The sequence below is a fragment of the Bradyrhizobium sp. T-1 genome (genome assembly GCF_053592855.1).
Genome location: NZ_CM132115.1, coordinates 6337988 through 6364984 on the forward strand (window position 1 = coordinate 6337988; position 26997 = coordinate 6364984).

At 63.9% G+C, this 26997-nt stretch carries 28 protein-coding genes and 1 pseudogene; 13 read left to right on the forward strand and 16 right to left on the reverse strand.

The window, feature by feature from the left end; all coding sequences use genetic code 11:
- Nucleotides 1-5: 5 nt before the first annotated feature.
- A complete protein-coding gene (locus ACWAT4_RS30355) occupies nucleotides 6-1634 on the forward strand; it encodes a fatty-acid--CoA ligase (protein WP_212297698.1) in 1629 nt (542 codons plus the stop codon).
- 64 nt (nucleotides 1635-1698) lie between these two features.
- Here ACWAT4_RS30355 and ACWAT4_RS30360 read toward each other — a convergent pair whose 3' ends face one another.
- Complete coding sequence (locus ACWAT4_RS30360; RefSeq protein ID WP_449728756.1) at nucleotides 1699-2895, reverse strand: hypothetical protein; 1197 nt, start codon at nucleotides 2893-2895, stop codon at nucleotides 1699-1701.
- Between the two features lie 197 nt (nucleotides 2896-3092).
- Here ACWAT4_RS30360 and ACWAT4_RS30365 point away from each other — a divergent pair, with 197 nt between their 5' ends.
- Complete coding sequence (locus ACWAT4_RS30365; protein ID WP_212424787.1) at nucleotides 3093-3947, forward strand: DUF1499 domain-containing protein; 855 nt, start codon at nucleotides 3093-3095, stop codon at nucleotides 3945-3947.
- Nucleotides 3948-4015: 68 nt separating this feature from the next.
- On the opposite strand, the gene ACWAT4_RS30370 is transcribed toward ACWAT4_RS30365, so the two are convergent.
- From ACWAT4_RS30370 to ACWAT4_RS30385, 4 genes are all read right to left on the reverse strand, one after another.
- Nucleotides 4016-4936, reverse strand: a complete 921-nt coding sequence (locus tag ACWAT4_RS30370; protein WP_212445159.1) for an MBL fold metallo-hydrolase — start codon at nucleotides 4934-4936, stop codon at nucleotides 4016-4018.
- Nucleotides 4937-5072: 136 nt separating this feature from the next.
- Nucleotides 5073-6287, reverse strand: coding sequence for an acyl-CoA dehydrogenase (locus ACWAT4_RS30375; RefSeq protein WP_212297694.1), 1215 nt, complete (start codon nucleotides 6285-6287; stop codon nucleotides 5073-5075).
- A gap of 135 nt (nucleotides 6288-6422) precedes the next feature.
- The gene (gene ribB, locus ACWAT4_RS30380) at nucleotides 6423-7499 is read right to left on the reverse strand and encodes a 3,4-dihydroxy-2-butanone-4-phosphate synthase (RefSeq protein ID WP_212297693.1); all 1077 of its coding nucleotides are present in this window, start codon (nucleotides 7497-7499) and stop codon (nucleotides 6423-6425) included.
- Between the two features lie 189 nt (nucleotides 7500-7688).
- The gene (locus tag ACWAT4_RS30385; protein WP_449728757.1) at nucleotides 7689-9419 is read right to left on the reverse strand and encodes a cation:proton antiporter domain-containing protein; all 1731 of its coding nucleotides are present in this window, start codon (nucleotides 9417-9419) and stop codon (nucleotides 7689-7691) included.
- A gap of 67 nt (nucleotides 9420-9486) precedes the next feature.
- Here ACWAT4_RS30385 and ACWAT4_RS30390 point away from each other — a divergent pair, with 67 nt between their 5' ends.
- Both ACWAT4_RS30390 and ACWAT4_RS30395 read left to right on the forward strand, forming a co-directional pair.
- Nucleotides 9487-10014, forward strand: a complete 528-nt coding sequence (locus ACWAT4_RS30390) for a DUF3124 domain-containing protein (protein ID WP_449731285.1) — start codon at nucleotides 9487-9489, stop codon at nucleotides 10012-10014.
- A gap of 260 nt (nucleotides 10015-10274) precedes the next feature.
- Nucleotides 10275-11507 carry an aminotransferase-like domain-containing protein gene (locus ACWAT4_RS30395; protein ID WP_449728758.1) on the forward strand — a complete coding sequence of 411 codons (1233 nt, stop codon included), beginning with the start codon at nucleotides 10275-10277 and terminating at the stop codon, nucleotides 11505-11507.
- Here ACWAT4_RS30395 and ACWAT4_RS30400 read toward each other — a convergent pair.
- Complete coding sequence (locus tag ACWAT4_RS30400) at nucleotides 11504-11776, reverse strand: helix-turn-helix domain-containing protein (protein ID WP_212297689.1); 273 nt, start codon at nucleotides 11774-11776, stop codon at nucleotides 11504-11506. The two genes, ACWAT4_RS30395 and ACWAT4_RS30400, sit on opposite strands and share 4 nt — an antisense overlap.
- A 157-nt stretch (nucleotides 11777-11933) precedes the next feature.
- Between ACWAT4_RS30400 and ACWAT4_RS30405 the strand changes: the two genes are divergently transcribed.
- Nucleotides 11934-12386: a hypothetical protein gene (locus ACWAT4_RS30405; RefSeq protein WP_212297688.1), complete on the forward strand. Its 453-nt coding sequence runs from the start codon at nucleotides 11934-11936 to the stop codon at nucleotides 12384-12386.
- Nucleotides 12387-12504: 118 nt separating this feature from the next.
- Nucleotides 12505-12726: a hypothetical protein gene (locus ACWAT4_RS30410; RefSeq protein ID WP_212297687.1), complete on the forward strand. Its 222-nt coding sequence runs from the start codon at nucleotides 12505-12507 to the stop codon at nucleotides 12724-12726.
- Between the two features lie 171 nt (nucleotides 12727-12897).
- On the opposite strand, the gene ACWAT4_RS30415 is transcribed toward ACWAT4_RS30410, so the two are convergent.
- From ACWAT4_RS30415 to ACWAT4_RS30440, 6 genes are all read right to left on the reverse strand, one after another.
- Entirely contained in the window at nucleotides 12898-13308 is a 411-nt protein-coding gene (locus tag ACWAT4_RS30415) for a hypothetical protein (protein ID WP_449728759.1), read from the reverse strand.
- A gap of 139 nt (nucleotides 13309-13447) precedes the next feature.
- Nucleotides 13448-14266 (reverse strand): aldo/keto reductase, encoded by an 819-nt coding sequence (locus ACWAT4_RS30420; RefSeq protein ID WP_449728760.1) that lies wholly within the window; start codon nucleotides 14264-14266, stop codon nucleotides 13448-13450.
- A 344-nt stretch (nucleotides 14267-14610) separates the two neighbouring features.
- Entirely contained in the window at nucleotides 14611-16176 is a 1566-nt protein-coding gene (locus ACWAT4_RS30425) for an alkaline phosphatase D family protein (protein ID WP_449728761.1), read from the reverse strand.
- A gap of 118 nt (nucleotides 16177-16294) precedes the next feature.
- Complete coding sequence (locus tag ACWAT4_RS30430; RefSeq protein ID WP_449728762.1) at nucleotides 16295-16714, reverse strand: hypothetical protein; 420 nt, start codon at nucleotides 16712-16714, stop codon at nucleotides 16295-16297.
- Nucleotides 16715-16821: 107 nt separating this feature from the next.
- Complete coding sequence (locus tag ACWAT4_RS30435) at nucleotides 16822-17823, reverse strand: NAD(P)H-dependent flavin oxidoreductase (protein ID WP_212424779.1); 1002 nt, start codon at nucleotides 17821-17823, stop codon at nucleotides 16822-16824.
- A gap of 63 nt (nucleotides 17824-17886) precedes the next feature.
- Nucleotides 17887-18624 (reverse strand): SDR family oxidoreductase, encoded by a 738-nt coding sequence (locus tag ACWAT4_RS30440; RefSeq protein ID WP_212424778.1) that lies wholly within the window; start codon nucleotides 18622-18624, stop codon nucleotides 17887-17889.
- A 151-nt stretch (nucleotides 18625-18775) separates the two neighbouring features.
- Here ACWAT4_RS30440 and ACWAT4_RS30445 point away from each other — a divergent pair, with 151 nt between their 5' ends.
- Entirely contained in the window at nucleotides 18776-19240 is a 465-nt protein-coding gene (locus tag ACWAT4_RS30445) for a winged helix-turn-helix transcriptional regulator (protein ID WP_449728763.1), read from the forward strand.
- Nucleotides 19241-19300: 60 nt separating this feature from the next.
- Here ACWAT4_RS30445 and ACWAT4_RS30450 read toward each other — a convergent pair whose 3' ends face one another.
- From ACWAT4_RS30450 to ACWAT4_RS30465, 4 genes are all read right to left on the reverse strand, one after another.
- On the reverse strand, nucleotides 19301-20920 hold the full coding sequence (locus tag ACWAT4_RS30450; RefSeq protein WP_449728764.1) for a DHA2 family efflux MFS transporter permease subunit: 1620 nt from the start codon (nucleotides 20918-20920) through the stop codon (nucleotides 19301-19303).
- Nucleotides 20917-22074 (reverse strand): HlyD family secretion protein, encoded by a 1158-nt coding sequence (locus ACWAT4_RS30455; RefSeq protein ID WP_449728765.1) that lies wholly within the window; start codon nucleotides 22072-22074, stop codon nucleotides 20917-20919. Before ACWAT4_RS30455 ends, ACWAT4_RS30450 begins: the two co-directional genes overlap by 4 nt.
- A gap of 187 nt (nucleotides 22075-22261) precedes the next feature.
- Nucleotides 22262-22420 (reverse strand): hypothetical protein, encoded by a 159-nt coding sequence (locus ACWAT4_RS30460; RefSeq protein ID WP_449728766.1) that lies wholly within the window; start codon nucleotides 22418-22420, stop codon nucleotides 22262-22264.
- Nucleotides 22421-22446: 26 nt separating this feature from the next.
- Nucleotides 22447-22821, reverse strand: a complete 375-nt coding sequence (locus tag ACWAT4_RS30465) for a PRC-barrel domain-containing protein (protein WP_212297676.1) — start codon at nucleotides 22819-22821, stop codon at nucleotides 22447-22449.
- A gap of 140 nt (nucleotides 22822-22961) precedes the next feature.
- Here ACWAT4_RS30465 and ACWAT4_RS30470 point away from each other — a divergent pair, with 140 nt between their 5' ends.
- From ACWAT4_RS30470 to ACWAT4_RS30495, 6 genes and pseudogenes are all read left to right on the forward strand, one after another.
- Nucleotides 22962-24749: a thiamine pyrophosphate-requiring protein gene (locus tag ACWAT4_RS30470; protein WP_449728767.1), complete on the forward strand. Its 1788-nt coding sequence runs from the start codon at nucleotides 22962-22964 to the stop codon at nucleotides 24747-24749.
- Between the two features lie 8 nt (nucleotides 24750-24757).
- Nucleotides 24758-24985, forward strand: a complete 228-nt coding sequence (locus tag ACWAT4_RS30475) for a hypothetical protein (RefSeq protein ID WP_128953211.1) — start codon at nucleotides 24758-24760, stop codon at nucleotides 24983-24985.
- Nucleotides 24986-25057: 72 nt separating this feature from the next.
- Nucleotides 25058-25511 (forward strand): annotated as a pseudogene (locus tag ACWAT4_RS30480) (SDR family oxidoreductase); the annotation flags it as partial.
- A gap of 105 nt (nucleotides 25512-25616) precedes the next feature.
- Nucleotides 25617-26201, forward strand: coding sequence for a phosphatase PAP2 family protein (locus ACWAT4_RS30485; protein ID WP_449731286.1), 585 nt, complete (start codon nucleotides 25617-25619; stop codon nucleotides 26199-26201).
- Nucleotides 26198-26545: a DUF3147 family protein gene (locus ACWAT4_RS30490; protein WP_449728768.1), complete on the forward strand. Its 348-nt coding sequence runs from the start codon at nucleotides 26198-26200 to the stop codon at nucleotides 26543-26545. The genes ACWAT4_RS30485 and ACWAT4_RS30490 overlap by 4 nt, the downstream gene beginning before the upstream one ends.
- Nucleotides 26545-26994, forward strand: a complete 450-nt coding sequence (locus ACWAT4_RS30495) for a hypothetical protein (RefSeq protein WP_449728769.1) — start codon at nucleotides 26545-26547, stop codon at nucleotides 26992-26994. The genes ACWAT4_RS30490 and ACWAT4_RS30495 overlap by 1 nt, the downstream gene beginning before the upstream one ends.
- Nucleotides 26995-26997: the final 3 nt, after the last annotated feature.

Sequence of the window (26997 nt, forward strand, 5' to 3'; positions counted from 1 at the left end):
TCTGAATGCTCGGCTTGATGCAAGATTGGCCCCTGCTCTGCCACCGGATCATCGAACACGCCGCCAAGATTCATGGCCAGCAGGAGGTCGTGACGCGCTCGGTCGAAGGACCGATCCATCGCACCACCTATGCCGAAATCCACAAGCGCGCGCTCAAGGTCTCGCAGATGCTGGAGCGCGACGGCATCAAGCTCGGTGACCGCATCGCCACGATCGCCTGGAACACCTGGCGCCATCTCGAGGTCTGGTACGGCATCATGGGCATCGGCGCCATCTGCCATACCGTCAATCCCCGGCTTTTCCCCGAGCAGATCGCCTGGATCATCAACCATGCGCAGGACCGCATCGTGATGGTCGACCTCACCTTCGTGCCGGTGCTGGAGAAGCTCGCCGACAAGCTGCCGAGCGTCGAACGGTACGTCATCCTCACCGACAAGGCGCATATGCCAGAGACCACGTTGAAGAACGTCGTCGCCTACGAAGACTGGATCGCCGAGGCCGACGGCAAATTCAAATGGAAGGACTTTGACGAGAACACGGCGGCCGCGATGTGCTACACATCCGGCACGACCGGCGATCCAAAGGGTGTGCTGTATTCGCATCGCTCCAACGTGCTGCACGCGCTGATGGCCAACAATGTCGACGCGCTCGGCACCAGCGCCTCCGAGACAATGCTGCCGGTGGTTCCGCTGTTCCATGCCAACAGCTGGGGCATCGCCTTCTCCGCGCCGTCGCAGGGCACCAAGCTGGTGATGCCCGGACCCAAGCTCGACGGTGCCTCCGTCTACGAACTGCTGGCCACCGAGAAGGTGACGCACACCGCCGGTGTGCCGACGGTGTGGCTGATGCTGCTCCAGCATATGACCGCCAATAATCTGAAGCTGCCCGACCTGAAGATGGTGATCTGCGGCGGCTCGGCGATGCCGCGCTCGATGATCAAGGCCTTCCTCGACATGGGCTCGAACGTCCGCCACGCCTGGGGCATGACCGAAATGAGCCCGATCGGCAGCGTCTCGGCGCTGAAGCCGCCGTTCCAGAACGCGACCGGCGACACGCGGCTCGACGTGCTGCAGATGCAGGGCTATGCCCCCTTCGCGGTCGAAATGAAGATCACCGACGATGCCGGCACGGAACTGCCCTGGGACGGCAAGACTTTTGGCCGCCTCAAGGTCTCGGGCCCCGCGGTGGCCAAGGCCTATTACCGGGTCGACGCCAACATCCTCGACGAGGAGGGCTTCTTCGACACCGGTGACGTCGCGACCATCGACGAGGGCGGCTATATGCGGATCACCGACCGCTCCAAGGACGTGATCAAGTCCGGCGGCGAGTGGATTTCCTCGATCGACCTCGAGAACCTCGCGGTCGGCCATCCAGCCGTGGCCGAGGCCGCCGTGATCGGCGTCTTCCACCCCAAATGGGACGAGCGTCCCTTGTTGATTGTGCAACTCAAGCAGGGCCAGCAGGCTACGCGCGAGGATATCCTGAAATACATGGACGGCAAGATTGCCAAATGGTGGATGCCCGACGACGTCGCCTTCGTCGACGGCATTCCGCACACTGCGACCGGGAAGATCCTGAAGACGGCGCTACGCGATCAGTTCAAGGAATATCGCTTCCCGAACGCGGCGGCGTAAGCGGGGCACGACAACGGCACCGGCAATGCGGCCCCCGAAGGGGCCGCATTGTTTTCGGGGCCCCTCACAATTGCGAGCAGCGAAAGCCGACCTCCGGGCGACTGAAGAACAGACGCTGCTCCTTCACCACGAGCACGAGCTGGTTGCGGTCGCGCAAGGCGTGGCACAGATTTCCGGCAATGGTCTTGAAAACGCGCGTTTCCGCATAGGGCGTCACGTTGAGATCCTCGATCGCCCAGCGCTGAAGATTGAGCACGTTGGTGTTCTCCGAGGTGTGGACCAGGTACGGACGGACACCGCCCGGCGTCGAAGCCGCGCCGAGGTCGCTCAGATAGATCTGCGCCTCGGTGAGATTGCCGGAATAGAGCGCCGACGACAGGTAGGAATCCCAGAGGTTGAAGAAGCTCAGTGCCGGCAGCACCACGAACAGTGCCATCGCCGCGCCATGGCGAAGGCCGCGCACGTTCCAGACGATATCGCGCCACGTGAAGTCATCGGGGCTCGAGAACAGCAGCACGTCGAACACCGCCATGGCCGCAGTCCATGGCCAGACGATGTCGTTCCAGTTCAACCCCAGCGGACCGAACATCGCCAGAATGAAGATGTGCATGCCAACCGCGGCGGTGAGCGAGGCGCGACGGAAGCGCCGGGTCAACAGACCGACGCCGAACGCCACCTGAACGAAGGGGACCAGAAAGCCGAGGGCATCGAGAGGGGTGCTCATCGATGGAAGCAGACCGGTGATCGGCGTGATGATCCAGGAAAACTCGTTCTCCATGAAGTTGAGGTTGATCTTCTGGAGTCCGGAGAAGACGTAGGTGAAAACAATGACCAGACGGGCCAGGTTCAGCGTCTGGAGATTGACGTCCGCGCTACCACCGCCCGCGAGCCCGACCACCATAAGCAGGAAGCTGTATTGAAACACCCAGGGCTGCCATCGCGTCTGGTCGGCAACACAGAACGCGACAATGATGGCGAGGAAGCCCGCGATCGGCCAGCGGGCGCGAGGAACGATCACGGCAAGCCCCGCCAGCGCGAACAGCGCGCCATAGAGTGTTGCCGCCACAGCGCCCTCGATCGGCGGCAGCAGAGACCAGACCGGCACCTGTGGATAAGACCGTGGCCCTATCCATAGCCCCGGCGACATCGCCAACCCAATGCAAAATGCGACAAGGATCGTCAACCGCAGCAGAAGCAGGCGCCGCGCGAGAGCCGCGCCACCATCCTCCGCCTTGCCTTGCGTCCCTACCTCCCCCTGCATTCCCATACCCCTCCCGCCAAACACGATACACATGTATGTGGCCGGGCGCGCGCCACTGGTTCGATCGCAACTGCCCGGCCCTTCATCGGTTCAGAACGGGGATAAACCGCTTCACAGCCCTGCGGAAAATGCGCTAGGTCAGCTTGCTCCCGTCGCTCGTGCCCTCGACCGGCGGCTCATATCGGTGATGGAACAGCATGGCCCGCAGGTTTTCCGCTCCCTACCAGTCGGAGCCCGTGTCCAGCCTCGCGACCTGGGCGCGCAATCTGGCCATGTTCGCGGTGGTGGCGGTAGTGGTGTCGACCATCATCGTCCGTTTCGACTTCCTGGAGATGAAGCCGGCGCTCGCCACGTTCTTCGGTGGACTCGCGATTGCCGGGCTGTCCATCCTGTTCGGCCTCGCCGGCTTTGCCGCGATCTGGCAGAACGGCTCGCGCGGCATGGCGCGCATCCTGCTCGCCTTCCTGATCGACGGGGCGATCCTCGCCTATCCCGCGTATCAAGGCCTTCTCTACCGCAAGCTGCCCCATATCTACGACATCACCACCGATCCGATCGACCCGCCGCGCTTCGACGCGCTGTCGCGCCTGCGCACCGGGGACGGCACCAACACCGCCGTCTATGCCGGCCTCTATTCGGCCGAGCAGCAGCGCCAGTTCTATCCCGATATCGAGCCGATCGAGCTCGAGATCCCCGTCGACCGCGCCTATGCGATCGCGCGCCAGCTCGTCATCAAGCGCAAATGGACAGTCATCGACGAACGCGAGCCGCAGCCGCCACGCCGCATCGGCCGCATCGAGGCAGTGGCGCGCACACCGATCATGGGTTTTCGCGAGGACATCTCGATCAGGGTCGTGCCTGACGGCGATGATTCCCGCGTCGATATCCGCTCCGCCTCGCGCTACTTCGACAGCGACCTCGGCAGCAACGCCGCGCGCGTGACCAAATTCATCGACGACCTCAACACCGCAGCCGACGCGGATGCGCTCAAGCCGGCGAAGAAGACCCCGGTGGCGCCGCCGAAAGCGCCGGCGAAGACGGTGAAGAAGTGAAATTGGCGAATGGGGAGTAGTAGCGAATAGCAAGTGGAAGACAATCTATTCGCTACTCCCCATTCGCCTTAACTCGCCATCCGGTAAGTCCCGCCAATCACGGGATCGCCGTCCGTCGCGACAACGCCGCGCGCGACGAGGTCTTCCAGATGCGCCAGCACTGAATAGCCGGCGGCCGTGGTCAGCCTGGGATCGATACCGATATAGATCGCACGCACCAGTGTCGGGATGTCCGTCTCGCCCTTGGCGAGGCGGTGCAGAATCGAGGCCTCGCGGGCCTTGCGGTGGCGGATCAGGAAGCGCACGAAGCGCTGGCCCTCCGGGATTTCCGGGCCGTGACCGGAGAAATACAGATCCTCGTCGCGCCCAGCGAGCCGGTCGAGCGATTCCATGTAGTCGATCATCGAGCCGTCGGGCGGCGCCACGATCGAGGTCGACCAGCCCATCACGTGATCACCGACGAAGTTGAATTTTCGCTCCGGCCAGGCAAAGGCAAGGTGATTGGCGGTATGGCCGGGCGTCGCCACGGCCTCGAGCCGCCAGCCGGCGCCTTCGACGACGTCACCATGAGCGATCCTGATGTCGGGAACGAAGTCACGATCGGAGCCCGATTCCGGATTGTGCTTCTCGCTCTCGAAACGCGGGCGCGAGGCGCGGTGCGGGCCTTCGGCGTATACCGAGGCGCCGGTCGCCTGCTTGATCCGCGCCGTGTTGGGTGAGTGGTCGCGGTGGGTGTGGGTGACGAAAATGTGGCTCACCGTCTCGCCGCGCACGGCGTCGAGCAGCGCGGCCGCGTGGGCCCCATCGTCCGGACCGGGATCGATGATCGCGACGTTGCCGGTGCCTATGATGTAGCTGACGGTACCGGTGAAGGTGAACGGGCTCGGATTGTTGCAGAGCACCCGTCGCACCCCGGGACGGACTTCCTCGACGACGCCGGACTTAAGCGGAAAGTTGCGGTTGAACGGGACGTCGTCGTTGTCGGACATGGCTTCTTCTTTGTTCTTTGACGTCATTCCGGGATGGCCCGCCAGGGCCAGACCCGGAATCTCGATGGAACAGGAATAATGCGGCCCGAGATTCCGGGTTCGCGCTTCGCGCGCCCCGGAATGACGGATGACCAAATCAGAAAAACGCCTGAATGCCCGTGATCGCGCGGCCCAGGATCAGGGCGTGGACGTCGTGGGTGCCCTCGTAGGTGTTGACCGTCTCGAGGTTATGGACGTGACGCATCACGTGGTACTCGATCGAGATGCCGTTGCCGCCATGCATGTCACGCGCGGTGCGGGCGATGTCGAGGGCCTTGCCGCAATTGTTGCGCTTCATGATCGAGATCATCTCGGGCGCGAACTTGCCTTCGTCCATCAGGCGGCCGACGCGAAGCGAGCCCTGAAGGCCGAGAGCGATCTCGGTCTCCATGTCGGCGAGCTTCTTCTGAACCAGCTGCGTCGCGGCGAGCGGCTTGCCGAACTGCTTGCGGTCGAGCGTGTACTGGCGGGCGCGATGCATGCAGTCCTCGGCGGCGCCGAGCGCACCCCAGGAGATGCCGTAGCGGGCGCGGTTGAGGCAGCCGAACGGGCCCTTGAGACCGGAGACGTTGGGAAGCAGCGCACTTTCGGGCACCACGACGCCGTCCATCACGACCTCGCCGGTGATCGAGGCGCGCAAGCTGAGCTTGCCACCGATCTTCGGCGCGGACAGGCCCTTCATGCCCTTCTCCAGCACGAAGCCGCGGATCTGGTTGTCGTGTTCGGCCGACTTGGCCCAGACCACGAACACGTCGGCGATCGGCGCGTTCGAGATCCACATCTTACTGCCAGTCAGGCGATAGCCGTCTGAGACCTTTTCCGCGCGGGTCTTCATCCCGGCCGGGTCGGAGCCGGCATCGGGCTCGGTCAGGCCGAAACAGCCGACCCACTCGCCGCTGGCGAGCTTCGGCAGATACTTCTTGCGCTGGCTCTCGTCGCCATAGGCGTAGATCGGGTACATGACCAGCGAGGACTGCACCGAGTTCATCGAGCGATAGCCGGAATCCACCCGCTCGATTTCGCGGGCGACGAGGCCATAGGCCACATAGCTGGCATTGGCGCAGCCATATTCCTCCGGCAGCGTGATGCCGATCAGGCCGAGCTCGCCCATCTCGTTGAAGATCTCGCGGTCGGTCGTCTCTTCCAGATAGGCCTTGGTGACGCGCGGCAGCAGCTTGTCCTGGGCGTAGGCGCGCGCGGTGTCGCGCACCATGCGCTCGTCTTCAGTCAGTTGCTCGTCGAGCAGGAATGGATCGTCCCACTGGAAGGAAGCCGCAGCCGGCTTGTCCTTGGTCTGAGGGCGCACGCTCATGAAACGTCCTTTCGGGTCTGGTTCCGTCGAAAAATTGCCGGACAAATTAATGCGACGCGGCAACAAGTGCAATTGCATCCTGCTTCGGTCATTCCGTGGCGACGCGCAGCGTCGAACCCGGAATGACGCTGCCTGTCAGCTTTCAAGCTGCTCGTTGGCGACGATCTCGATGCCGAAGCCCGAGAGGCCCTTGTAGTCGTGCACCGACGAGGTGAGATGGCGGATCGAGGTGACGCCGAGATCGCGCAAGATCTGCGCGCCGACACCGACCTCGCGCCACTGGCGGTTGCGGTCCGCCTCCGTCGCCGTCTCGTCCGACAGCGGCGACACGGGAACGCCGGCCGCGCCGTCGCGCAGATAAACCAGCACGCCGCGGCCGGACTTCTTGAAGTGCTCGAGCACCGCTGCCATGCGCTTGTGGCCGGTAAAAGTGTCCTTGACGATGTTCGGCTTGTGGAAGCGCGTCAGCACGTTCTTGCCATCACCGACGCCGTTGTAGACGAAGGCGACGTGGGCGATGGAATCGAACGGCGATCGGTAGGCATAGCCCTGGAGCGGTCCGATCGGACTGTCGGTCGTGAAGGTCGAGACCCGCTCGATCAGCTTTTCGCGCGCCTGTCGGTAGGCGATCATGTCGGCGATGGTGACGTGCTTCAGCTTGTGCTTGGCGGCGAACTGGGCCACCTGCTCGCCCTTCATCACGCTGCCATCGTCGTTCATCAACTCGCTGATGACACCGACCGGCGGCAGGCCCGAGAGCTTGCAGAGATCGACCGCGGCCTCGGTGTGGCCGGAGCGCAGCAGCACGCCGCCATCCTTGGCGATCAGTGGGAAGATGTGCCCCGGACGGGCGAAGTCGTTAGCGCCGGCATTGGGATTGGACAGCGCGCGGCAGCACGAGGCACGCTCCTCGGCCGAGATGCCGGTGCCGCCGTCGGGCTTGTAGTCGATCGACACCGTGAACGCCGTGGTGTGGGCGGAATCATTGTGGGCGACCATTGGATCGAGCCGCAGCCGGCGCGCGTCCTCGGTGGTGATCGGCGCGCAGACGATGCCGGAGGTGTGGCGGATGATGAAGGCCATTTTTTCCGCCGTGCAGAACGAGGCGGCGACGATGAGATCGCCCTCGCCCTCGCGATCTTCGTCGTCGGTCACGACGACGAGCTCGCCCCGGGCAAAGGCCTGCAAGACTTCCTGAACGGTATCGGGCATTTCCCAATCTCTATCGGTTATGGGCCTGAGGCTTGACCGACGCCTTAGCCGGACTTGGACCCAAGCGCTAGTGTCCTGGATGCAACCGCATATGCCTGGAGGCCGCTTCAAGCCAGGCTTTCAGGCTTGCACCGAAGATACCAGCGATATAGGCGGTCCTCGCCCTGGCGGAAGGCGGCCGCACCGTCCTCAGGGCAGCACTTCGCGCCGCTCGCCGAGCCGCAGGTCGAGTTCGGCGCGCTTGTCGGCCAGAAGCCCAGCCTGGGCCGCCTCGATCACCGTAAACAACTCATGGGCGTCGCTGAGCCGGGTCACGGTGACGTAGCTGGCGCCGGCCGCATAGAGTTCGCCGACGTCGGACAGGAGATCGGCCGTGGCGACGATCAGGGCGTTGGGGTTGAGCGTGCGGACGTGACGGACCAGCTTCTCGTTGCTGGCACCCTTCAGCAGCGCGTCCGGCACGCTGAGGATGATCATCTCGGATTTGCCGATCCCGGCGTGGAGCAGCGTGTCGACGTTGCTGATGTCGCCATAGACGACGTGCAGGCCACGCGAAAGCAGGGTCTGGTACACATTGGGGTTGAAGTCGATCACCGTGATCTGCTCCAGCAGCACCGGTGTCTGCCGTTCGATCTCGGCCAGCAGCGCGCTCGCCGCACGGAAAAAGCCGAGGATGACGATGCGGCGCGCCTCGCCATGGCCGCCTTCCTGTCCCTCCTCGGCATGGCCGTTGCCATGGTCGAGATCGCGCAAGCCGATCCGTTTCAGCGGACCGATGGCCCAGCGAGTGATCTCGTCGCTGCGCGTCATGACGAAGGTCGAGAGCACGGCCAGCACCACGAAGGCGAACGAAGCCGCATTCGCCGTCTCCGGTGCGATATGGTTATCGCTGACGCCGGTCTGGATCACCACCAGCGAGAACTCGGAGATCTGCGCCAGGTTGATGGCGGGCAGCAGGCTCGCGCGCAGCCCCTGCTTCATCAGATAGAGCGGCGTGAAGGTGGTGAGGAGCCGGCTCACCACCGTGAACGCTGCAATCATCAGCGCCAGCCCGATCACCGACAGGCCGGGCACGGGAATGGTCATGCCGAGCGCCACGAAGAACAGCGTGATGAAGAAGTCGCGGAGCGTCGTGACCTTGGCCGTGACGTCGAGCGCGTAAGGGAAGGTCGAGAGCGAGACACCGGCGATCAGGGCGCCCATCTCGCGCGAGAGCGAGAGCTGCTCGGCGGTCTCGGCGACGAGAAAGCACCAGGCGAGCGCGCCGAGCAGGATCAGCTCGGGCCGGCGGGCGATCTGGTGGAACAGCCGCGGCAGCACATAGCGGCTGACCAGCAGTGCAGCGGCGACCAGCACCGCGACGCGGCCGATCGACAGCAGGATGACGCTGACATGCAGGTTCGCAAGACTCGGCTGCACCGCCAGGAACAGGATGGCGAAGATGTCCTGGAGCACCAGCACGCCGAGCGTGATGCGGCCGGGCAAGGTATCGAGCTCGCGCTTCTCGTAGAGCACCTTGACGATGATGACGGTCGAGGACAGCGCGCAGGCAATGCAGAGATAGAGCGCGTCGAAATGGCCGCCGCCGAGCGACAACCCAAGACTAGCAAAGAACAGGATGCCGAGCAGGCAACCGCCGAGCAGCTGGCCACCGGCCGCGAACAGGATCACCTTGCCCGCACGCACGATCTTCTTCAGGTCGATCTCGAGCCCGATCATGAACAGCATGAAGATCAGGCCCAGCTCGGAGATGACGCCGATCGATTCCTGCGACTTGACCCAGCCGGCGCCGAATGGACCAATGCAGAAGCCGGCGATAAGGTAGGCCAGGATCAGCGGTTGCCGGGAAAAATGGGCGAGCAGGCCCAGCATCCAGGCGAACAGGATACAGAGAGTGATGTCGCGAATGAGCTCGTGCATGCCAGACCGGTCCGTTTTGCCGCACCCTAGAGACCGAGTGCAGCGCGGCAAGCGAGCAATTCGTCACATGCGGGCGGGCCTTGCCATCGCAATGCTGCTATGTCCCTTCGCCTTTGCTGGCGCGGCGGCGGCGCAGCCGAAAGTGAACCTTGAACAGACCTTCTCCGATTCGCTCACGGCGCTGCCGAAGGAGGAACTCGCCGTGTCCGGCGGCTTCTACGTGCCCGCCTATTCCAGCGTCGCGATGAGCCAGGGCAAGCTGCGGGTCGATTTTTCGGTGACGCTGAGCGTCCACAACGCCTCCGAGACGCAATCGCTGGTGGTCAGGCGCATCGCCTATTTCGACACCGCCGGCAAGCAGGTCGAGAGCTATCTGAAGGCGCCGGTCGCCGTGAAGCCGCTCGCCACCATCTCGATCTTCATTCCAACCGACGACGTGCGCGGCGGGACCGGTGCCAATTTCATCGTCGACTGGGCCGCCGCGGGCGAGATCGCCGAGCCGGTGGTCGAAGCCTTGATGGTTGGCGGCGTCGCCAATGCACATTACGCTTTCATCAGCCCGGGTCGCCCGACCAGGACGGTGGGCAAGAAGTAAAGTCGGCCGCAGCTTCGAGCGAGTGCCATCGCGCCCGCAGATCGAAAACACGAAAACAACCCCATGCACAGTAGCCGCGACAGTCAAATCAATGCCTTGTTGGCCCTCCGCAATGAAGATGCGGATTTTACGAATTTTGTTTGACGCGTCGGGCAAAACACTGGCATGATGACATCATCGAAATCTCGGCGCCCGCTCCGCGCCAGGCCGGCCGCTCAATAAAAACAAAGCTCAATAAGAACAAAACGAGGAACGCTACCATGACGTCCAGCTTCGATTTCGCGCCCCTGTTTCCCGCAGGGCTGCCGGCCCCTTCTGCGCGCTGGACGGGCCTTGCCAAATACAGCTTTGTCGGCGGCAATAACGATTCCGAGCAGCTGCCGCTCGACGAGCTGATCGAGGCGGCCAGCAAGGCCCTGCAACGCGAGGGCCGGTCGCTCGCCACCTACGGGCTGGCGCACGGTCCGCAGGGTTACGTGCCGCTGCGCGAATTCCTGGTGACAAAACTGAAGCGCGATGCCGGCATCAACTGCACGGTCGACGATCTCATGATCGTGTCCGGCTCGCTCCAGGCGCTCGACCTCGTCAACACCACGCTGCTGACGCGCGGCGACACCGTGATCGTCGAACAGGAGACCTATCAGGGCGCGCTCCAGCGGCTGACGCGGCTGGGCGTCAACACCGTCGGCATTCCCCTCGACGACGACGGCATGCGCATGGACGCGCTGGCCTCGACACTGGCGGACCTCAAGGGCCGCGGCATCCGGCCGAAATACATCTACACCATTCCGACCGTGCAGAACCCGACCGGCAGCATCATGCCCGAGAGCCGCCGCGCCGAATTGCTGCGGCTGTCGGCCGAATATGGCGTGCCCATCTTCGAGGACGATTGCTATGCCGACCTGGTCTGGTCGGGACAACGGCCGCCGGCGATCTACGCGATGAGCCGGAATGGCGGCGTGATCCATGTCGGCTCGTTCTCGAAATCGATCGCGCCGGCGCTGCGCGTCGGCTTCATCGTGGCGCCCTGGGATGTGATGTCACGAATGCTGGCGCTGAAGACGGATGCCGGCTCCGGCGCGCTGGAGCAGATGGTGCTCGCCACCTATTGCAAGCCGCATTTCGCCAGCCACGTGCCGGCGTTGTCCAAGGCACTCCGCACCAAGCTCGACACGCTGATGGAAGCCCTCAACGAGCAGTTCGGCACCGCAGCCGAGTTCGAGGCGCCCAAGGGCGGCATCTTCCTGTGGGTGAAGCTGCCCGACCAGGTCGATACGCTCAAACTCTATCAGGCTGCGCTGGCCGCCGGGGTCTCGATCAATCCGGGGCCGGAATGGTCGACCAACAAAGGCCACGCGGGCTCGCGCCTGCGGCTTTGTTTTGCGAGCCCTTCGCATCAGCAGATCCGCGAAGGCGTCGCCGTGCTGGCTGAGGTGTGCCGCAAGGAGTTCGGCGTGCCGGCTCGCAGTGCCAATGTGGAGAAGCGGGCCTAAGCGGCTTGTGGCTGACTGCCATGGATCGCGGAGGCCAGCCGAAGCAGCAGGACGATCGAAACGTTACCTTTTCCGGCCTCGATCTGGGCGATATACCGCTCCGAAATCCCGGAACGGCGGGCGAGCTCCCGGCGCGACAGCTCGCAGCGGGCACGCGAAGATCGCAGGCGCTCGCCCAATTCGGCCAGAAACGCGGTCTCGGAATAAGGCGGCGCGGCACAGCTCCCCGGCAACACCTCGCCCGCGAAATCCATCACTTGGTTCAGCATCGGTCTATCCACGTTCCGCTTCGGGAGCGCCATCCTACCCCGCAACCATGCGGCCTCATTGACGCGGATCAAATTCGCGCGCGATGGTGCGCTGCCGTGGACGACCGCAACGGGGATGCTACACTTTGAAATTCTTCGAGGCGGGGCCCTTTTCGACATGATGCGTTGCTTGAGCCGCTGGACCGGGGCGGCGGTGCTTTGGATTGCGTTCGCGTCGCTGGCGCGTGCCGAGACGCTCGCCGAGACGGTCGAGCATTGGGGCCTGCTCGGCTCCTGGGCGGTCGACTGCGCGGCCCGGCCCGACCGCGACCGGGGCGCGCGGCTGACTTACGAAATCCAGAAGGACGGCCGGGTGATGTACCGGCGCAATTTCGGCGACGTCAGGGACGAGAACGAGGTGGTGTCCGCCGCGGTCGACGCCGAAGGCCAGCTCAATGTGATGGTGTATTTCCCCGCACTCCAGCAGACGCGCGAGTTCGGATTGCTGCTCACGAATGAAGGCAGCTTGCGCGCGATCTATAATCGCAGCGAGCGCGGCGAGTACACGATCAGGGACGGCAAATACGTCAGGACCGGCGCGCCGACGCTTGAACAGCAACGCTGCGATTAACAGCTGCGATTAACCATCGTCTTGATTCTGAACATCCATTCAGAATTTTCCTCCCGTTGCTCCGGAACGTTCACGCGAATGCGCGGTTTAAGTTTGCATTCGATTGGAGGAGGACATCATGAAGAAGCTTGGTTATGTCGTTGCCGCTCTGGGTGCGCTCGCGGTTGCGGCGCCGACGCTGGCAAGTGCTGAGACCGTAATCGTCAAGCACGGCCATCACGGCCCGTACGGCGCCCGCGCCGAATTTCGCGAGCATCGCGACAATGGCTGGCATCACGGCTGGCGCCATCACGACCGCGTCGTGGTGATCAAGCGTGGTCATCGCCACATGGACTACTAATGCGCAACGCAAAATGGAAATGGCCCCTCACGGGGCCATTTCTTTGCGTTCAGATCGGCAGAGACGACGAGGGCATGTACTCATCAATCCACCACGTCCGCTCCGCCTCCAATAGCGGCCGGACAGCGGACATCGATCTACTTCGGCTATGGGCCACAAGGGGGCATTAGACTAGCGCACCTGGAGGTCGAGCACCTGCTGTTCACGCCGAATAGGTGATTTTGGGTCCTGCGCCAGAATGCTTGCAATCCATTTCACCAGCATAGGGAGTGTCTTCGCCTCAATCTCGCGACGTACAGCGCCCACTTGTTCTACTGGTACCGAACCCGCGCGAATGTAAAGGCGTTCAAAGGGCACATCGGGATTGGGGGGCCAAAAATGCGCGTCAAATAGCGCACCCGGCCTCCGAATGAGATGGACGTCAATTGAAACACCGGCGCGCTTAAGCACATCCTCTAGCGTTGATGGACGAAGCGGGTAGCTTTGCCTCTTGGGGAGCCGTGCAGTTTCGGATTTCATCTCTCCAGAGTGTCTCGGATTGCTTGATCGAGCAATACGCGCTTTCCAAGCGGTGTCGGACAATGACTAACCGCCTCTGAACACGTCGCCTCAAAATGAGGGCTTTGGTCGGCTATGGGTCACAAGCAGAAGTGCTCTGATGAAGCATAGGACTACTGCTTGCCCCCGAAAGCCGACATCGGCGCCTTCATGAGTACGCGCTCTAATCCCAGGCCGGCCCGAAGCCGGGATTGACGCAGCGCTTGTCCTTCGGCAGCGCCGCGATCTTCTTGCGGTCGGCATCATCAAGCGTGATCTTCAGCGCATCGAGATTGGCCTGCTGGCTCTCGCGGCGCGAGGCCTTCGGGATCGCGGCGACGCCGTCCTGGTCGAGCAGCCATTTCAAGGCGACCTGTGCGGCGCTCGCGTTGTGCGTGGCACCGATTTCGGCCAACACCGGGTCCGAGGCAAAACGTCCCTGCGCGAGCGGGCAATAGGCGACGAGCGGGATCGATTTGGCGTTGAGATAGGCCAGCACCTTCGATTGATCCAGCATCGCGTGATATTCGATCTGGTTGCAGGCGATCGGCGCCTTGACGTCCTCGATCGCGATCTTGAGCAGCGCCGTGGTGAAATTGGCAACGCCGATCGCGCGCGTGCGTCCGTCCTCCTTCAGCTTCATCAGGGTCTCGAACACCGCACCCCAGTTCGCAGATTTCGACGGCCAGTGCACGAGATAGAGATCGACATGGTCGAGCCTGAGCTTCTTCAGGCTGGCGTCGCAGGCGCGGCGGATCGCATCGGGGCTAAGATTCTCGTGCCAGACCTTGGTCGTGACGTGCAGCTCGCCGCGCGGCACGGAGGCCGTCGCAAGTGCGGCGCCGATGGCCTCTTCGTTGGCGTACATTTCGGCGGTGTCGATATGGCGATAGCCGATCGAGAGCGCGCTCTCGACCGCGGCGCGGCAGGCATCGCCCTGCATGCGGAAGGTGCCGAGGCCGAGCTTGGGCATGCTGATGCCCTGTGTTTTCAGATGGTCCATTGAACAGGCTCCTGAGGCATTTCAGCCCGCCTGATACGCGCGGCATGCCGCGTAAGCAGACTCTTTGGTGATGGAAAAGAGATGGCGGGAACGGGCATCATAGCGCGGCCGGCGCGTGGCGGCCAATCAAGATCGGGTTAGGAGCGACTAGGTTCGATGATCGCCACAAGCGCGGTGAGCGCCCTCTCCCGCTTGCGGGAGAGGGTTGGGGAGAGGGTGCATCCGCAACGGGACAATCCCCAAGGGGAGAAAGCCCTCACCCGGCGCGCGGGACGATGCTTCGCATCGCCCGGGACGCGCCGACCTCTCCCGCAAGCGGGAGAGGTCGAACCAGCCTGCGTCCGTCACGAATGCTGGGCTACCACCGCCGGGCGCGCCTGCGGTTGCGGCGCGATGTCGACCGACCAGAGGTCGCGGTTGTCGACGTCCTTCAAGGTCACGGTCATCACGCCGCTGGTGCCGTCGATGTCGACGCGGCCGAAGAACTGCAGGCCGAAGCAGGGCGCGAGGTTCTCGCCCTGGGCTTCGCTGCAACCGTTCCGGTACATCGCCACGGGGCCAAAGGTGTTGTCGAGCTCGCCGGGACCCCAGGTGCCTGCATGGAGGGGGCCGGAGACGAACTCCCAGAACGGTTCGAATTCCCTAAACTGCGCCTTGTTCGGATCGTAGTAATGGGCGGCGGTGTAGTGCATGTCGGCGGTGAGCCAGACGACGTTGCGAACGCCTGCGCGCTTGATGGATGCGAGCAGATCGGCGATCTCGTGCTCGCGCCTGTCGGGCAGGCCGTCACCGAGCGCGACGGCATCGAGGCTGATCAGCCCGATCGGCAAATCGGCCGCGATCACCTTCCAGGTCGCACGTGAGGCGGCGAGCTCCCGCTTCAGCCAGGCGAGCTGCTCGGCGCCGAGAATCCAGCCGCGCTGGTCGCGGCCCTTGTTCCAGCTATCGTCGCGATAGCTGCGCATGTCGATCATGAAGACGTCGAGCAGCGGGCCATAGGGGATCTTGCGATAGATCCGGCCCTGCCGCACGCCGATGTCGCGGATCGGCATGAAGTCGAAGAAGGCGCGGCGGGCACGCGCGATGAGGCGCGGCGTGCCGTCGTCCTCATAGCCGGCCGCGTCATAGCTGCCGCTCGGCGACCAGTCGTTGGTGACCTCGTGATCGTCCCATTGCGCGAACATCGGCACTTGCGCGTGAAAGGCGCGAAAATGCTCGTCGAGATGATTGTATTTGTAGTTTCCGCGGAACTGCGCCAGCGTATGCGCGACGTGCGCCTTCTCCTCGGTCACGACGTTGCGCCAGATCTCCCCGTTCGGCAGCTTTTGCTCGGACGGGATCGTGCAGTCGGCATAGATATGGTCGCCGGAGTGGATGAAGAAATCTGGATGGTTGTCGAGCATGGTACGATAGCAGCGATAGCCGCCGCGCGAGATGTCGATACCCCAGCCCTGCCCCGCGACGTCGCCAGACCACAGGAACGAGATCGACTGGCTTGCCGCCGGCGCGGTGCGAAAATGGCCGATGCGGCTCTCGCCGGCGATTCCGGTCGCAATGTCCTCGAAGCGCACGCGATAGAAGATGTCCTGCCCGGGCGGCAGATCGTCGAGCTGCAGTTTGGTCGTGAAGTCTGCGTCGGGCAGAGCGTCGCGCGCCCCGGACGCAACAATGGTCTTAAAGCTCTCGACGGTCGAGCACTCCACCTGCATCCGCGCAGGTCGATCAGCACGCGCCCAGATCACGGCCGAGCCATCGGAGACATCGCCCGACTGAATACCTCCAGCGATCTGCGGACGGTCAGCGGCGCGGCTGATACTGGTCTTTGCGAGTGCGGCGACAGCGAGAGAAGACGTGGAGCGGACCAAAAACTGTCGCCGGGTCCATGCGCGCGAGGCGCGTTGCGTTGCCATCAAGGAGACCTTCGTCGAATCGCGACGGAAGGTGCCTGCGCCGTTTGTCGGCTGCCTTACGGTTTCTTGACTCGGAGCCTACGGTTTTGCGACGCGGGGATGACGGTCTCGGATGGGACTAATGCTTCCAGTTGCAGATTCCGCCTGAGCGGCACGGCCAGGTCTGGATGCGGGTGTCCATGGCCTGCGCGTCCAAGGGATTGCCGTGACGATGCGCGAGCTTGGTGCGGGCTGCGCCACGCGGCTGCGCGCTTCTCGCATGCGCGACCTTCGGCTCCGAAGCCTTCACGCGTTCGGCCGCAATCTTCTTCGGCACGTCGACCGGTTCGGCGCGCGCTTGTGCCTCTTTGCCGCCGCGCGCTTCCAGCGCGACAGGAGCGAACTGCGTCTCCGGCCCAAGCCGCTTCGGCGACAGCACGGCCTTGGGGAGATCGAGGCTGAGATATTCGTCAGGCTTGTAGTCGTCAGCGCGCGCGATGCCGCCCCATGCGAGCACGAGGGCAAAGGCAACGACGAAAGGAGCGCTTTTCAGGACCACGGACGCCTCCTGAAATTGATTGTTAAGGAGTAATTTACTCCTATTTAGGAGGCGTCGCGCGCAATTCCAGCGGTCAATTGCCGCCGTGGTTAAGAAGTTTCGTGGTGTCAGGCGACCTTTCGCGTCGCCCCCGTCCCGTCCAGGAACCCCATCAGGCGGCTGCGGATGATTTGTTCCGCCTCGGTCATGATGCGATCGACGAGCTCCTTGCAGGTGGGGATATCGTGAATCAGGCCGGCGACCATGCCGCAGCTCCAGGCACCGGCGTCCATCTGCCCGTCCAGCATGATCTTGGGATAGACGCCCGCGACCTGGTCGTGAATGTCGTCGATCGTGAGCTTGTCACCCTTGGCACGCTCGATCTCGAGCAGGCGATCGACGTTGGCGTTCTTCAGCACGCGCTCGGTGTTGCGCAGGGCCCGCATGATCAGCCGGGTGTCGAGCTCGGTCGCCGCGACCAGCGCGTCCTTCACGTTCTGATGCACAGGCGCTTCCTTGGTCGCAATGAAGCGCGTGCCCATGTTCATGCCCGCCGCGCCCAGCGACAGCGCCGCGACAAGGCTGCGCCCGTCGGCCATGCCGCCGGAGGCCACGAACGGGATCTTCAACTCCTCTGCCGCGCGCGGCAGCAGGATCATGTTGGGAATGTCGTCCTCGCCAGGATGGCCGCCGCACTCGAAACCATCGACGCTGACCGCGTCGCAGCCGATCCGTTCGGCTTTCAGCGAATGACGGACCGACGTGCATTTGTGGATCACCTTGATGCCTGCGGCCTTCAGCGCCGGCATGTACTGCTCCGGACTGCGGCCCGCGGTCTCCACCGCCTTGATGCCGCCCTCGACGATGGCTGCGATGTATTCCGGATAAGGCGGCGCCGCGAAGGTCGGCAGGAAGGTGAGGTTCACGCCGAACGGCTTGTCGGTCATGTCGCGGCAGCGCGCGATCTCCCTGGCAAGCAGCTCCGGCGTCTTTTGCGTCAGGCCCGTGATGATGCCGAGCCCGCCGGCATTGGAGACGGCGGCCGCCAGCTCCGCAAAGCCGACGAAATGCATGCCGCCCTGGATGATGGGGTGCTCGATGCCGAACAGTTCGGTGATCGCGGTCTTCACTTAGTTGTCCTCCCGGAATTTCGCTGATGTTGAGATCAGTCTAACCGTAGTCTCGTCCCGCCGTCACCATTTCTCGCCGAACGGGCGGATCTCCATCTCGAAGGTCCAGGCGCTCTTCGGCTGCTGATAAAGCTGCCAATAGGACTCGGCGACGGCCGACGGCGGCATCAGCAGATCGGGATTGTCCAGCGCGCTCGGCCCGAGCGACTCGAGCCGGCGCTGCCGCACCCATTCGGTGTCGACGCCGGAATCGATGATGAGATGGGCAACGTGGATGTTCTTTGGCCCGAGCTCGCGCGCCATCGCCTGCGCCACCGCGCGCAGTCCGAACTTGGCACTCGCAAACGCGGCAAAGCCGCTGCCACCGCGCAAGCTGGCAGTCGCGCCGGTGAAGAAGATGTTGCCGCCGCCGCGCGGCAGCATCAGCCGTGCTGCCTCGCGCCCTGCGAGGAAGCCGGAATAGCAAGCCATCTCCCACACTTTCCGAAACACGCGCTCGGTGGTGTCGAGAATCGGGAAATTGACGTTGGCGCCGACATTGAAGATGCAGACCTCCAGCGGCGCGTGCTTATCGGCATCGGTGAGGAAGGAGATGATCTCCTCTTCCTTCCGCGCGTCCAGCGAGCGCGCGTGGATCTCGCCGCCGGCCGCCTCGATATCCTTCACGAGCGGCGCGAGCTTGTCGCCGTTGCGGCGGCCCGCATAGATCGAGAAGCCTTCGGCTGCGAATTTCTTGGCGATCTCCGAGCCGATGAAATCGCCGGCCCCGATCACGGCTGCGGTCGCATTTCGCTTGGGCAAGGTCGCCTCCTCCGGTGAGATCGTGGATTGAAGCGGAGGCTATAGTTCTAAAATAGAACTGTCAAACTCCAAGGTATTACGCTAATATTTTGTAGATCTTTCAAGTCAGTTCCTTTTTCAGACTTATGAGATCAAGGCCGGAGAGGGAATCATGAAGTGGGACACGCTGGACGAGGAGCCCTGCTCGCTCTCCCGCACCATTGCCGTGATCGGCGATCGCTGGACGCTTCTGATCCTGCGCGAGTGTTTTCTGCGTGTGCGCCGCTTCGAGGCGTTCCAGTCCGCGCTGCAGATCACGCGGCATCTTCTGTCGGAGCGGCTGAAGAAGCTGGTGCGCTTCGGCATCCTGCGCCGCGTCCCTTATTCCGAGGCGCCGAAGCGCTACGAATACATCCTCACGCAGAAGGGGCTCGATCTCTATCCGATCATCATGGCGATGGTGCATTGGGGCGACACCCACATGGGCGACGAGCGCGGCCGCCCGCTGCTGCACGAGCACAAGACTTGCGGCAAACAGTTCGATCCGGTGATGGTGTGCTCGGAATGCGGCGAGCCGCTGCACGCGAAGCAGGTGCATGTGCATCCGGGGCCGGGGCGGAAGGAAGCGATCGCCTAAGCCACTCCGGATACAGCTGTCATGCCCCGGCTCAAGCCGGGCGATGACACTGAGGCCTCCTCAATGCCCCTTCGCCGGCGCGCCGAGATCGATCGGACGCAACACGACCGCGGTCGGGATCATCAGAACGGCAATGATCGCGAGCGTCCAGAAGACGTCGATATAGGCGAGCAGGTCGACCTGCTGTTGCAAGGTCCGGCCGACCCAGGCGACCGCCTGCGAGGCGGCGTCGCTCGCATTTGAGCCGTGGGCCTGGAAGAAGCGCGTCATCGTATCGATGCTCTGCTGATAACCGAGGTCGGATGGCGCGGCGTGCTCGATCAGTCGGCTTTGATGGAATTGCTGGCGCTGCGCCAGAACCGTCTGCGCCAGCGCAACGCCCATGGAGCCGCCGATATTGCGGGCGACGTTGATCAGCGCGGAGGCCTGGTTGGTCTTGTCCGGTGGCACGCCGTCGTAGGAGGCCGTCGTCACCGGCAGGAACAGGAACGGAAGGCCGATTGCGAGGAAGATGCGCGACAGCGCCGCGTAGCCATAGGTGATATCGCCGTTCAGCCCCGTCAGATGCCACATCGAGAGCGCGACGGCCGTTGCGCCGAACATGATGAGATATTTGGGCTGCACCGTGCCAACCAGGCGGCCCACGACCGGCATCAGCATCAGCGTTGCGATGCCGCCGGGCGACAGAGCGAGGCCGGCCAGCAGCGCCGTGTAATTCAGCTCGGTCTGAAGCAATTGCGGCAGGAGCTGCGTGGTCGAGATCAACACCGCGCCGGTGCCGAGCATGACCAGGAAGCAGGCGCCGAATTGCCGGCGGCCAAGCAGACGGAGATCGATGATCGGCTCTTCGCGCGTCAGCTCCCACGGGATCAGCGCGAGCAATGACGCCCCCGACAGCACCGCGAAGAAGATGATCATGTTGGAGCCGAACCAGTCATTGCGCTGGCCCTCGTCGAGCACGTATTCGAGCGAGCCGAGCCCGATCGCAACCAGCGCGAAGCCGACATAGTCGACGCGCAGGCCCTTGCTCAGCAGCCTCTCCCTCTCCTCCTCCGCGCCCGACGGCTCCTTGACCAAGGTGCCGACCAGGAACAGCGAGAGCAGCCCCATCGGCACGTTGATCAGGAAGACCCAGTGCCAGCTGTAGGTATCGGTGATCCAGCCGCCGAGCGTCGGCCCGATCACCGGCGCGACGACCACGGCGACGCCATAGATGGCAAAGGCCTGCCCCCGCTTCCGCGGCGGAAAGGAGTCGGCGAGGATCGCCTGCTCGCTGGTCGCCATGCCGCCACCGCCGAGGCCTTGCAGAATGCGGAACAGCACCAGCGACTGCAGATTCCAGGCGAAGCCGCACAACAATGACGCCACCGAGAATGTCGCCACGCACATCATGTAGAAGCGTTTGCGACCAATCACGGTCGACAGCCAACCCGAGATCGACAGCACGATGGCGTTGGCGACGAGATAGCTGGTGATGACGTAAGTGCTCTCGTCGATACCGACCGCGAGCCCGCCGGCGATATGGCGCAGCGCGACATTGGCGATGGTGGTGTCGAGCACCTCCATGAAGGTCGCGATCGAGACCACGAAGGCGATGAGGTATGGATTGTGTCCACCCGCCGCCGAGCGTTCCGGCGACCAGCCTCCGGCGTAGGCACCGTCCTGCGTGGCGTCGGTCATCGCACCCTGGTCCAGGGCACGACCGACATGCCGGGACCGACAGGCAGATCGGCCGGCCAATCGTCGACCACGATCTTCACCGGGACGCGCTGCACCACCTTGACGTAGTTGCCGGTAGCGTTCTCCGCCGGCAGCAGGCTGAAGGCGGTGCCCGAGCCCGGCTGCACGGAATCGACATGGCCGGTCAGCTTGCGCCCGGGATAGGCGTCGATGCGGATCTCGACCGGCTGGCCCGGCCGCATGTCGCTGAGCTGGGTTTCCTTGTAGTTGGCGACGACCCAGACCTCGTCGGGGACGAACATCATCAGGCTCTGCCCTGCCGTGACGAACGTGCCCTTGGCGCCGGACAGCTTGACGACGCGGCCGGATTGCGCGGCGACGACGCGCGTGTATTGCAGGTTCAGCCTGGCCTGATCGAGCTGAGCCTGCGACTGCTCGAGCTGCGCCTTGGCGCCCTCGAGTTGCGCCTGCAACGTCTTGATGCCGACCTGCGCGGCGATCACCGCGGTCTTGGCGCGCTCGGTATTGGCTTGCTGGGCCTGAAGATCCGAGCGGGTCTGCTGCTGACGCTGCACGGTGCCGGCGCCCTTTTCGACCAGATCCTGGGCGCGCGCGGATTCCTCCTGCGAGAATTGGAGCTGCGCCTGCGCCTGTTCGAGCTGCGCCTGCGACTGCTTGATCTGCTCTTTCTGGGAATCGATCTGCGCCTCGACATTGGCGATGTTGGCCTTGGAGACCTCGACCTGCGCATTGGCCTGATCGAGGGCGATGCGGTAATCGCGCTCGTCGATCCTGGCGAGAAGGTCGCCCGCATTGACATGCTGATTGTCCGTGACCGCAATTTCGGTCACGTAGCCGCCGACTTTCGAGGCCACCGAAAAGCTGCGCGCGGCGACGAAAGCGTCGTCGGTGGATTCATAGTGGCGAACCTCGAGCCAATAGAGCAGAGCGCCGACCAGCGCGGCGATCAGAACGACGGCACCGACGGTTGCGAGCAGCCAGTGCTCGGCAAGCCGCTCGCGCAGCGACGGGGTCTTGTCCGGCGTCCCGGACTGATCCCTGGTCTGCTGCTTGGCATCAGGCGAATTCTTTGGAGCTTCCACCTTCTGGGGCAGCTCCGCGGACGGCCCACGCTCCCGGGTTTGAGCATCCACTGCGAACACCTCGATCGGAATTGTGGCTGGGGCGAACGGCTTGGCGATGCGCACATGCCGGGGCCTAACCGCAGGCCTGAGGCATGGTTCCCGGCTGCGGGAGCAGCGCAGTCATTCGTGAATGCATCGCGCAAAGAAGAGCGCGGCACCGTCGGTGCCGCGCTGCTTGGTGACCTGGCGCAGACCGTCAGTGCGTCTTGGTCTCGTGCCACTTCTCCAGGTCGGGCTTTTTCTCACCCGTCGCCTGCTCCTTCTCCGGGTTGCCCTTCCAGGGCTTGTCCGTCTGGGCATGCGATCCCCAGTCGTTCTGCTGCCGGGGATCGTCGGTGGGCTTTTCCTTACTCATGAAATCTCCCTCTATCCGTGATGTCTCTACGCGAAGGGAACACCGTAATAGGCGTTGATGCCGCGCGTCGCGGCGTCATCGCCCCAGTTCCAGTCGCTGCGCTCGCCATACTTCGGCGCGCCCTCGAGGGCCTTGGCCGTGATGCCCGTGACGTAGCCACCGAGCTCCGTGTCGTATTTCAGCGACTGCCAGGGCAACGGATAGTGATCGTTGCCGAGGCCCAAAAATCCGCCGAAGCCGAGCACGGCGTAGGATACCTTGCCGCTGACCTTGTCGATCATCACGCGTTCGATCGAACCGATCCGGTTGCGATCGGTGCCGTAGACCGATGTTCCCTCGACCTTGTCGCTGCCGATCAGCCGGCCCATCTCGCTGCGGCCCAGTTCGCCTTGATTCAACATTTTGATTCTCCCACTCAGCCAATGAGTGGACCAACTTGCGTGACGGCGGGATCGTTCCAGAAGGCGCGGCGGCCAGACAGGAACATCGACGGAAGGGCGCTGTTCTTGGTTCAGATCAGGAAACCGGGAGCCGCGCCGCAATGGCCCAAACCGTCTCCGACTTCATCATCGAGCGTCTGCATCAGTGGGGCGTACGTCACATCTTCGGTTACCCCGGCGATGGCATCAACGGCGTATTCGGCGCGATGAACCGGGCCGAGGGCAGGATCGGATTCGTGCAAGCCAGGCACGAGGAGATGGCGGCGTTCATGGCGAGCGCCTATGCCAAGTTTTCCGGCGAGCTCGGCGTCTGTATCGCGACATCCGGCCCCGGGGCTTCGCATCTGATTACGGGACTCTATGACGCACTGCTCGATCACCAGCCGGTGCTGGCGATCGTCGGCCAGCAAGCGCGAAACGCGCTTGGCGGGAGCTACCAGCAGGAACTCGATCTCGTCTCGATGTTCAAGGACGTCGCGGGCGCCTATGTCGCGCAGGCATCCTCGCCCGCCCAGGTGCGGCATTTGATCGATCGCGCGGTGCGTATCGCGCTCGCACGCCGCGCCCCGACCGCGATCATCCTGCCCAACGATCTCCAGGAAGAACCGTACGAAGGGCCGCCTCGCGCACACGGCACTCTGCACTCCGGTGTCGGCTACAGTGCCCCGCGCGTGATCCCGCGCGAGGCCGAGCTCGATCATGCCGCGGAGGTGCTCAACGCCGGCAAGAAGGTTGCGATGCTGGTCGGTGCCGGCGCGCTGCAGGCCACCGACGAAGTGATCGCGGTGGCCGACCGCCTGTCCGCCGGCTGCGCCAAGGCACTGCTCGGCAAGGCGGCACTGCCGGACGACCTGCCATGGGTGACGGGCTCAATCGGCCTGCTCGGCACCGAGCCCAGCTACAACATGATGATGGAGTGCGACACGCTGCTGATGGTCGGCTCCGCGTTCCCTTACGCGGAATTCCTTCCGAAGGAAGGCGCCGCACGCGGCGTGCAGATCGACCTCGACGCCGGCATGACGTCGATCCGTTTCCCCATGGAGGTCAGCCTCGTCGGCGATGCCGCCGAGACCTTGCGAAGCTTGCTGCCGCGGCTCGCACCCAAGAGCGACGGCGCCTGGCGCGAAGGCATCGCGGATGATGTCGTCGAATGGTGGAAGACGCTGGACGACCGTGCGCGTCAGCCAGCCGCGCCGATCAATCCGCAGCTTGTCGCCTGGGAACTGTCGCCGCGCCTGCCCGAGCGCGCCATCATCACCAGCGATTCCGGCTCCTGCGCCAACTGGTTTGCGCGCGACTTGAAAATACGACGCGGCATGACGGCCTCGCTCTCGGGCGGTCTCGCCTCGATGGGGGCTGCGGTGCCTTATGCGATCGCCGCGAAATACGCCCATCCGGACCGGCCGGTGATCGCATTGGTCGGCGACGGCGCCATGCAGATGAACAATATGGCCGAGCTGATCACCGCGGCGAAATACTGGCGATCCTGGAAGGATCCGCGCTTCATCGTCTGTGTCTTCAACAACGAAGATCTCAATCAAGTGACCTGGGAGCAGCGCATCATCAATGGCGACCCCAAGTTCGAGGGCTCCCAGCGCATCCCCGACGTGCCCTACTCTCGCTTCGCCGAGATGATCGGCCTCAACGGCATCTTCGTCGACAGCCCGCAATTGCTCGGCTCGGCCTGGGAGCAGGCGCTGGCGAGCGAGATGCCGGTCGTGCTCGAGGTGAAGACCGATCCCGAGGTGCCGCCGCTGCCGCCGCACATCACCCTGCAGCAGGCTAAGAATTTTTCGCTCGCTTTGATGAAGGGCGACCCCAACGAAAGCAGCGTGATCAAGGGGGCCGCCCGGCAGGTGCTGGAAAAAATCCTGCCGGGAAAAGAATGAGGTGAACCATGAGCGACTTCCGTGACATTCAACATGGCGTCAACGATCCCGTCGACGGCGTCGACGTGAAGCGCCAGATCAACACCAACCAGACGCCGCATGAGCGCGCGCAGCGTCACGCCGACGTGCGTGCCGAACCATCGGCCTCGCCATCCGAACCGTTCCTGCCCGAACGGTTGCGGCGGAAGCCGACCGATCCGATCAATCCGCGCACCGGTCGCCATCCGACAGATTAGGAACCTCGGTCCCGAGGCTGTGCAGATGGTCACCGGTCACGCCAAAACCAGCGGGTCAGCAGGCACGGCGCGTCCATCCTCGAGGTCTCGTCGGAAGATTTCGACGCGACCATGAGGACCAACGTCTACGCACCGTTCTGGATCATCAAGGCCGCGCTACCACATCTCAAGCCGGGATCCTGCATCGTCGGCAGGCATCCGAGCAGGCTTACGATCCCTCGCCCGATCTTTACGACTACGCACAGACCAGGGCGGCGACGATGAACTACGTGAAGTCACTGGCGAAGCAGCTTGCTTCCAAGGGTATTCGCGTCAACGGCGTCGCCCCGGGTCCGATCTGGACGCCGCTCCAGGTCTCCGGTGGCGCTACGATCGAGAAGCTTGAAAAATTCGGCGGCATGACCCCGATGGGCCGTCCCGGCCAGCCCGCCGAGCTCGCCTCGATCTACGTACAGCTCGCCGCGACCGATGCGACCGGCCAAGTCCCGGCCAGGTCTATGGCTCCGCGGGCGGATCGGGACAGCCGAAACGCCTCTGCTCAGGAACCATCATCGGCGCCCGAGCTTTAAAAATCCGTCGTGAAAACCGTTTCGCCAGCCTTGTCGTCAGACTTGGACTCCAGCCTGGACCGATGGCGCTCGTAACAGTCAAACCCACACGGATCGATATCGCGCTCGCCAATGCGATCGCCGATCACACCAACCCGGAGCTCGAGCAGACTGCCGAGGCGCTGACTTGGGGCGCGGACGAGCATGTGCTGCTCGCCCTCGCCGCGACGGGATGGCTCTACGCCCGGCTTCGGCCACCCGACGAGCGCCGTGCAGCCAATCACATCCTCGCGGTCTCGCTGGTGACCGCGATACTTCCTCACGTCCTGAAATCCGTGTTCGATCAGGTCAGGCCGGACCGGCTGACCGTGCAAGGCCATCGCCGCGGCATCCCATTCTCCGGACAGGCAGCCGATGCCTTTCCGTCCGGCCATGCCGTGCACATGGGCGCGCTGGCATCGGCGGCCGGCCTGCTGCCGCCGACACGGCGACGTCTCGTGCGCAGCATCGCCGCAGCCCTGTCATTGACGCGCATCGCGCTGCTGGCACATTGGGCCAGCGACGTCGTCGCGGGCTTCACCCTGGGCATCGTCGTCGAGCGGATGCTGAGGCCGTGGACACTCGCAGGACGCAGCAGGAGTCCGGCGGATCGGCGAGCACGGTCATGACCGAGTATATCGTCCGCTTCATCGCCGGCGGCGTGATCGTGTCAGCCTTCGCAATCCTCGGCGACATGTTGCGGCCCAAGAGCTTCGGTGGCCTCCTCGGAGCGGCTCCATCGGTGGCGCTGGCGACGCTGGGCATCGCGGTCGTCCAACACGGGGCGCAATATGCTGCGGCGGAAAGCTGGACCATGATCTATGGAGCTGCAGCCCTCGCCTGCTACAGCCTCGCCGTCTGCCATCTCCTGATGAGATTTCGTGTCACGGCACTGCCTGCCACCGTCATTGCCTTCGCCGTATGGCTGGCGGTTGCGTTTGCCCTGCTGGCGGGTTTCGGAGGTGCCGCGTGATGCCGGTCAAGCTGTCATCGTCGGCTCTGAAGCAAACGCGTTGGTACGAGTACGGCGTTCGCTTCTTGCTCGGCGGAGCGGCGACGGTTTTCGCAGGGTTCGTGAGCGCGCGTGGCGGCGTCGCCATCGGCGGGCTCTTCCTCGCGCTCCCGGCCATCTTCTGCGCCAGCGCGACGCTGATCGAAAGCCATGAGCGCCGGGCCAAGGAGAAGGCGGGTCTGCCGGGACGAAGACGCGGACGGCAGGCTGCAGCTCTCGATGCTGCGGGTGCCGGCCTGGGAAGCATTGGTCTTGCGGCGTTCGCTGCGACCTTCTGGACCCTGGTTACGGCGAGTGTGGTCGGGGCATTTGCCGGCGCCATCCTGGTATGGGCTGCCGTGTCGGTGTCGGCCTGTTGGCTAAGGCGGAAGCTGCGCAGCCCGTCTCATACCACGCAGGCCGAACGCTGAAGG

Bases quoted from the DNA above. Each gene is read 5' to 3' on its own strand.
- ACWAT4_RS30370 (WP_212445159.1), bottom strand. From the start codon at position 4,936: ATGTCCGACAACGACGACGTCCCGTTCAACCGCAACTTTCCGCTTAAG.
- ACWAT4_RS30485 (WP_449731286.1), top strand. From the start codon at position 25,617: ATGGCGCTCGTAACAGTCAAACCCACACGGATCGATATCGCGCTCGCC.
- ACWAT4_RS30465 (WP_212297676.1), bottom strand. From the start codon at position 22,821: ATGTTGAATCAAGGCGAACTGGGCCGCAGCGAGATGGGCCGGCTGATC.
- ACWAT4_RS30490 (WP_449728768.1), top strand. From the start codon at position 26,198: ATGACCGAGTATATCGTCCGCTTCATCGCCGGCGGCGTGATCGTGTCA.
- ACWAT4_RS30475 (WP_128953211.1), top strand. From the start codon at position 24,758: ATGAGCGACTTCCGTGACATTCAACATGGCGTCAACGATCCCGTCGAC.
- ACWAT4_RS30395 (WP_449728758.1), top strand. From the start codon at position 10,275: ATGACGTCCAGCTTCGATTTCGCGCCCCTGTTTCCCGCAGGGCTGCCG.
- ACWAT4_RS30360 (WP_449728756.1), bottom strand. From the start codon at position 2,895: ATGCAGGGGGAGGTAGGGACGCAAGGCAAGGCGGAGGATGGTGGCGCG.
- ACWAT4_RS30365 (WP_212424787.1), top strand. From the start codon at position 3,093: ATGGCCCGCAGGTTTTCCGCTCCCTACCAGTCGGAGCCCGTGTCCAGC.
- ACWAT4_RS30495 (WP_449728769.1), top strand. From the start codon at position 26,545: ATGCCGGTCAAGCTGTCATCGTCGGCTCTGAAGCAAACGCGTTGGTAC.
- ACWAT4_RS30460 (WP_449728766.1), bottom strand. From the start codon at position 22,420: ATGAGTAAGGAAAAGCCCACCGACGATCCCCGGCAGCAGAACGACTGG.
- ACWAT4_RS30375 (WP_212297694.1), bottom strand. From the start codon at position 6,287: ATGAGCGTGCGCCCTCAGACCAAGGACAAGCCGGCTGCGGCTTCCTTC.
- ACWAT4_RS30425 (WP_449728761.1), bottom strand. From the start codon at position 16,176: ATGGCAACGCAACGCGCCTCGCGCGCATGGACCCGGCGACAGTTTTTG.
- ACWAT4_RS30420 (WP_449728760.1), bottom strand. From the start codon at position 14,266: ATGGACCATCTGAAAACACAGGGCATCAGCATGCCCAAGCTCGGCCTC.
- ACWAT4_RS30450 (WP_449728764.1), bottom strand. From the start codon at position 20,920: ATGACCGACGCCACGCAGGACGGTGCCTACGCCGGAGGCTGGTCGCCG.
- ACWAT4_RS30390 (WP_449731285.1), top strand. From the start codon at position 9,487: ATGCGGGCGGGCCTTGCCATCGCAATGCTGCTATGTCCCTTCGCCTTT.
- ribB (WP_212297693.1), bottom strand. From the start codon at position 7,499: ATGCCCGATACCGTTCAGGAAGTCTTGCAGGCCTTTGCCCGGGGCGAG.
- ACWAT4_RS30470 (WP_449728767.1), top strand. From the start codon at position 22,962: ATGGCCCAAACCGTCTCCGACTTCATCATCGAGCGTCTGCATCAGTGG.
- ACWAT4_RS30405 (WP_212297688.1), top strand. From the start codon at position 11,934: ATGATGCGTTGCTTGAGCCGCTGGACCGGGGCGGCGGTGCTTTGGATT.
- ACWAT4_RS30355 (WP_212297698.1), top strand. From the start codon at position 6: ATGCTCGGCTTGATGCAAGATTGGCCCCTGCTCTGCCACCGGATCATC.
- ACWAT4_RS30410 (WP_212297687.1), top strand. From the start codon at position 12,505: ATGAAGAAGCTTGGTTATGTCGTTGCCGCTCTGGGTGCGCTCGCGGTT.
- ACWAT4_RS30400 (WP_212297689.1), bottom strand. From the start codon at position 11,776: ATGCTGAACCAAGTGATGGATTTCGCGGGCGAGGTGTTGCCGGGGAGC.
- ACWAT4_RS30445 (WP_449728763.1), top strand. From the start codon at position 18,776: ATGAAGTGGGACACGCTGGACGAGGAGCCCTGCTCGCTCTCCCGCACC.
- ACWAT4_RS30385 (WP_449728757.1), bottom strand. From the start codon at position 9,419: ATGCACGAGCTCATTCGCGACATCACTCTCTGTATCCTGTTCGCCTGG.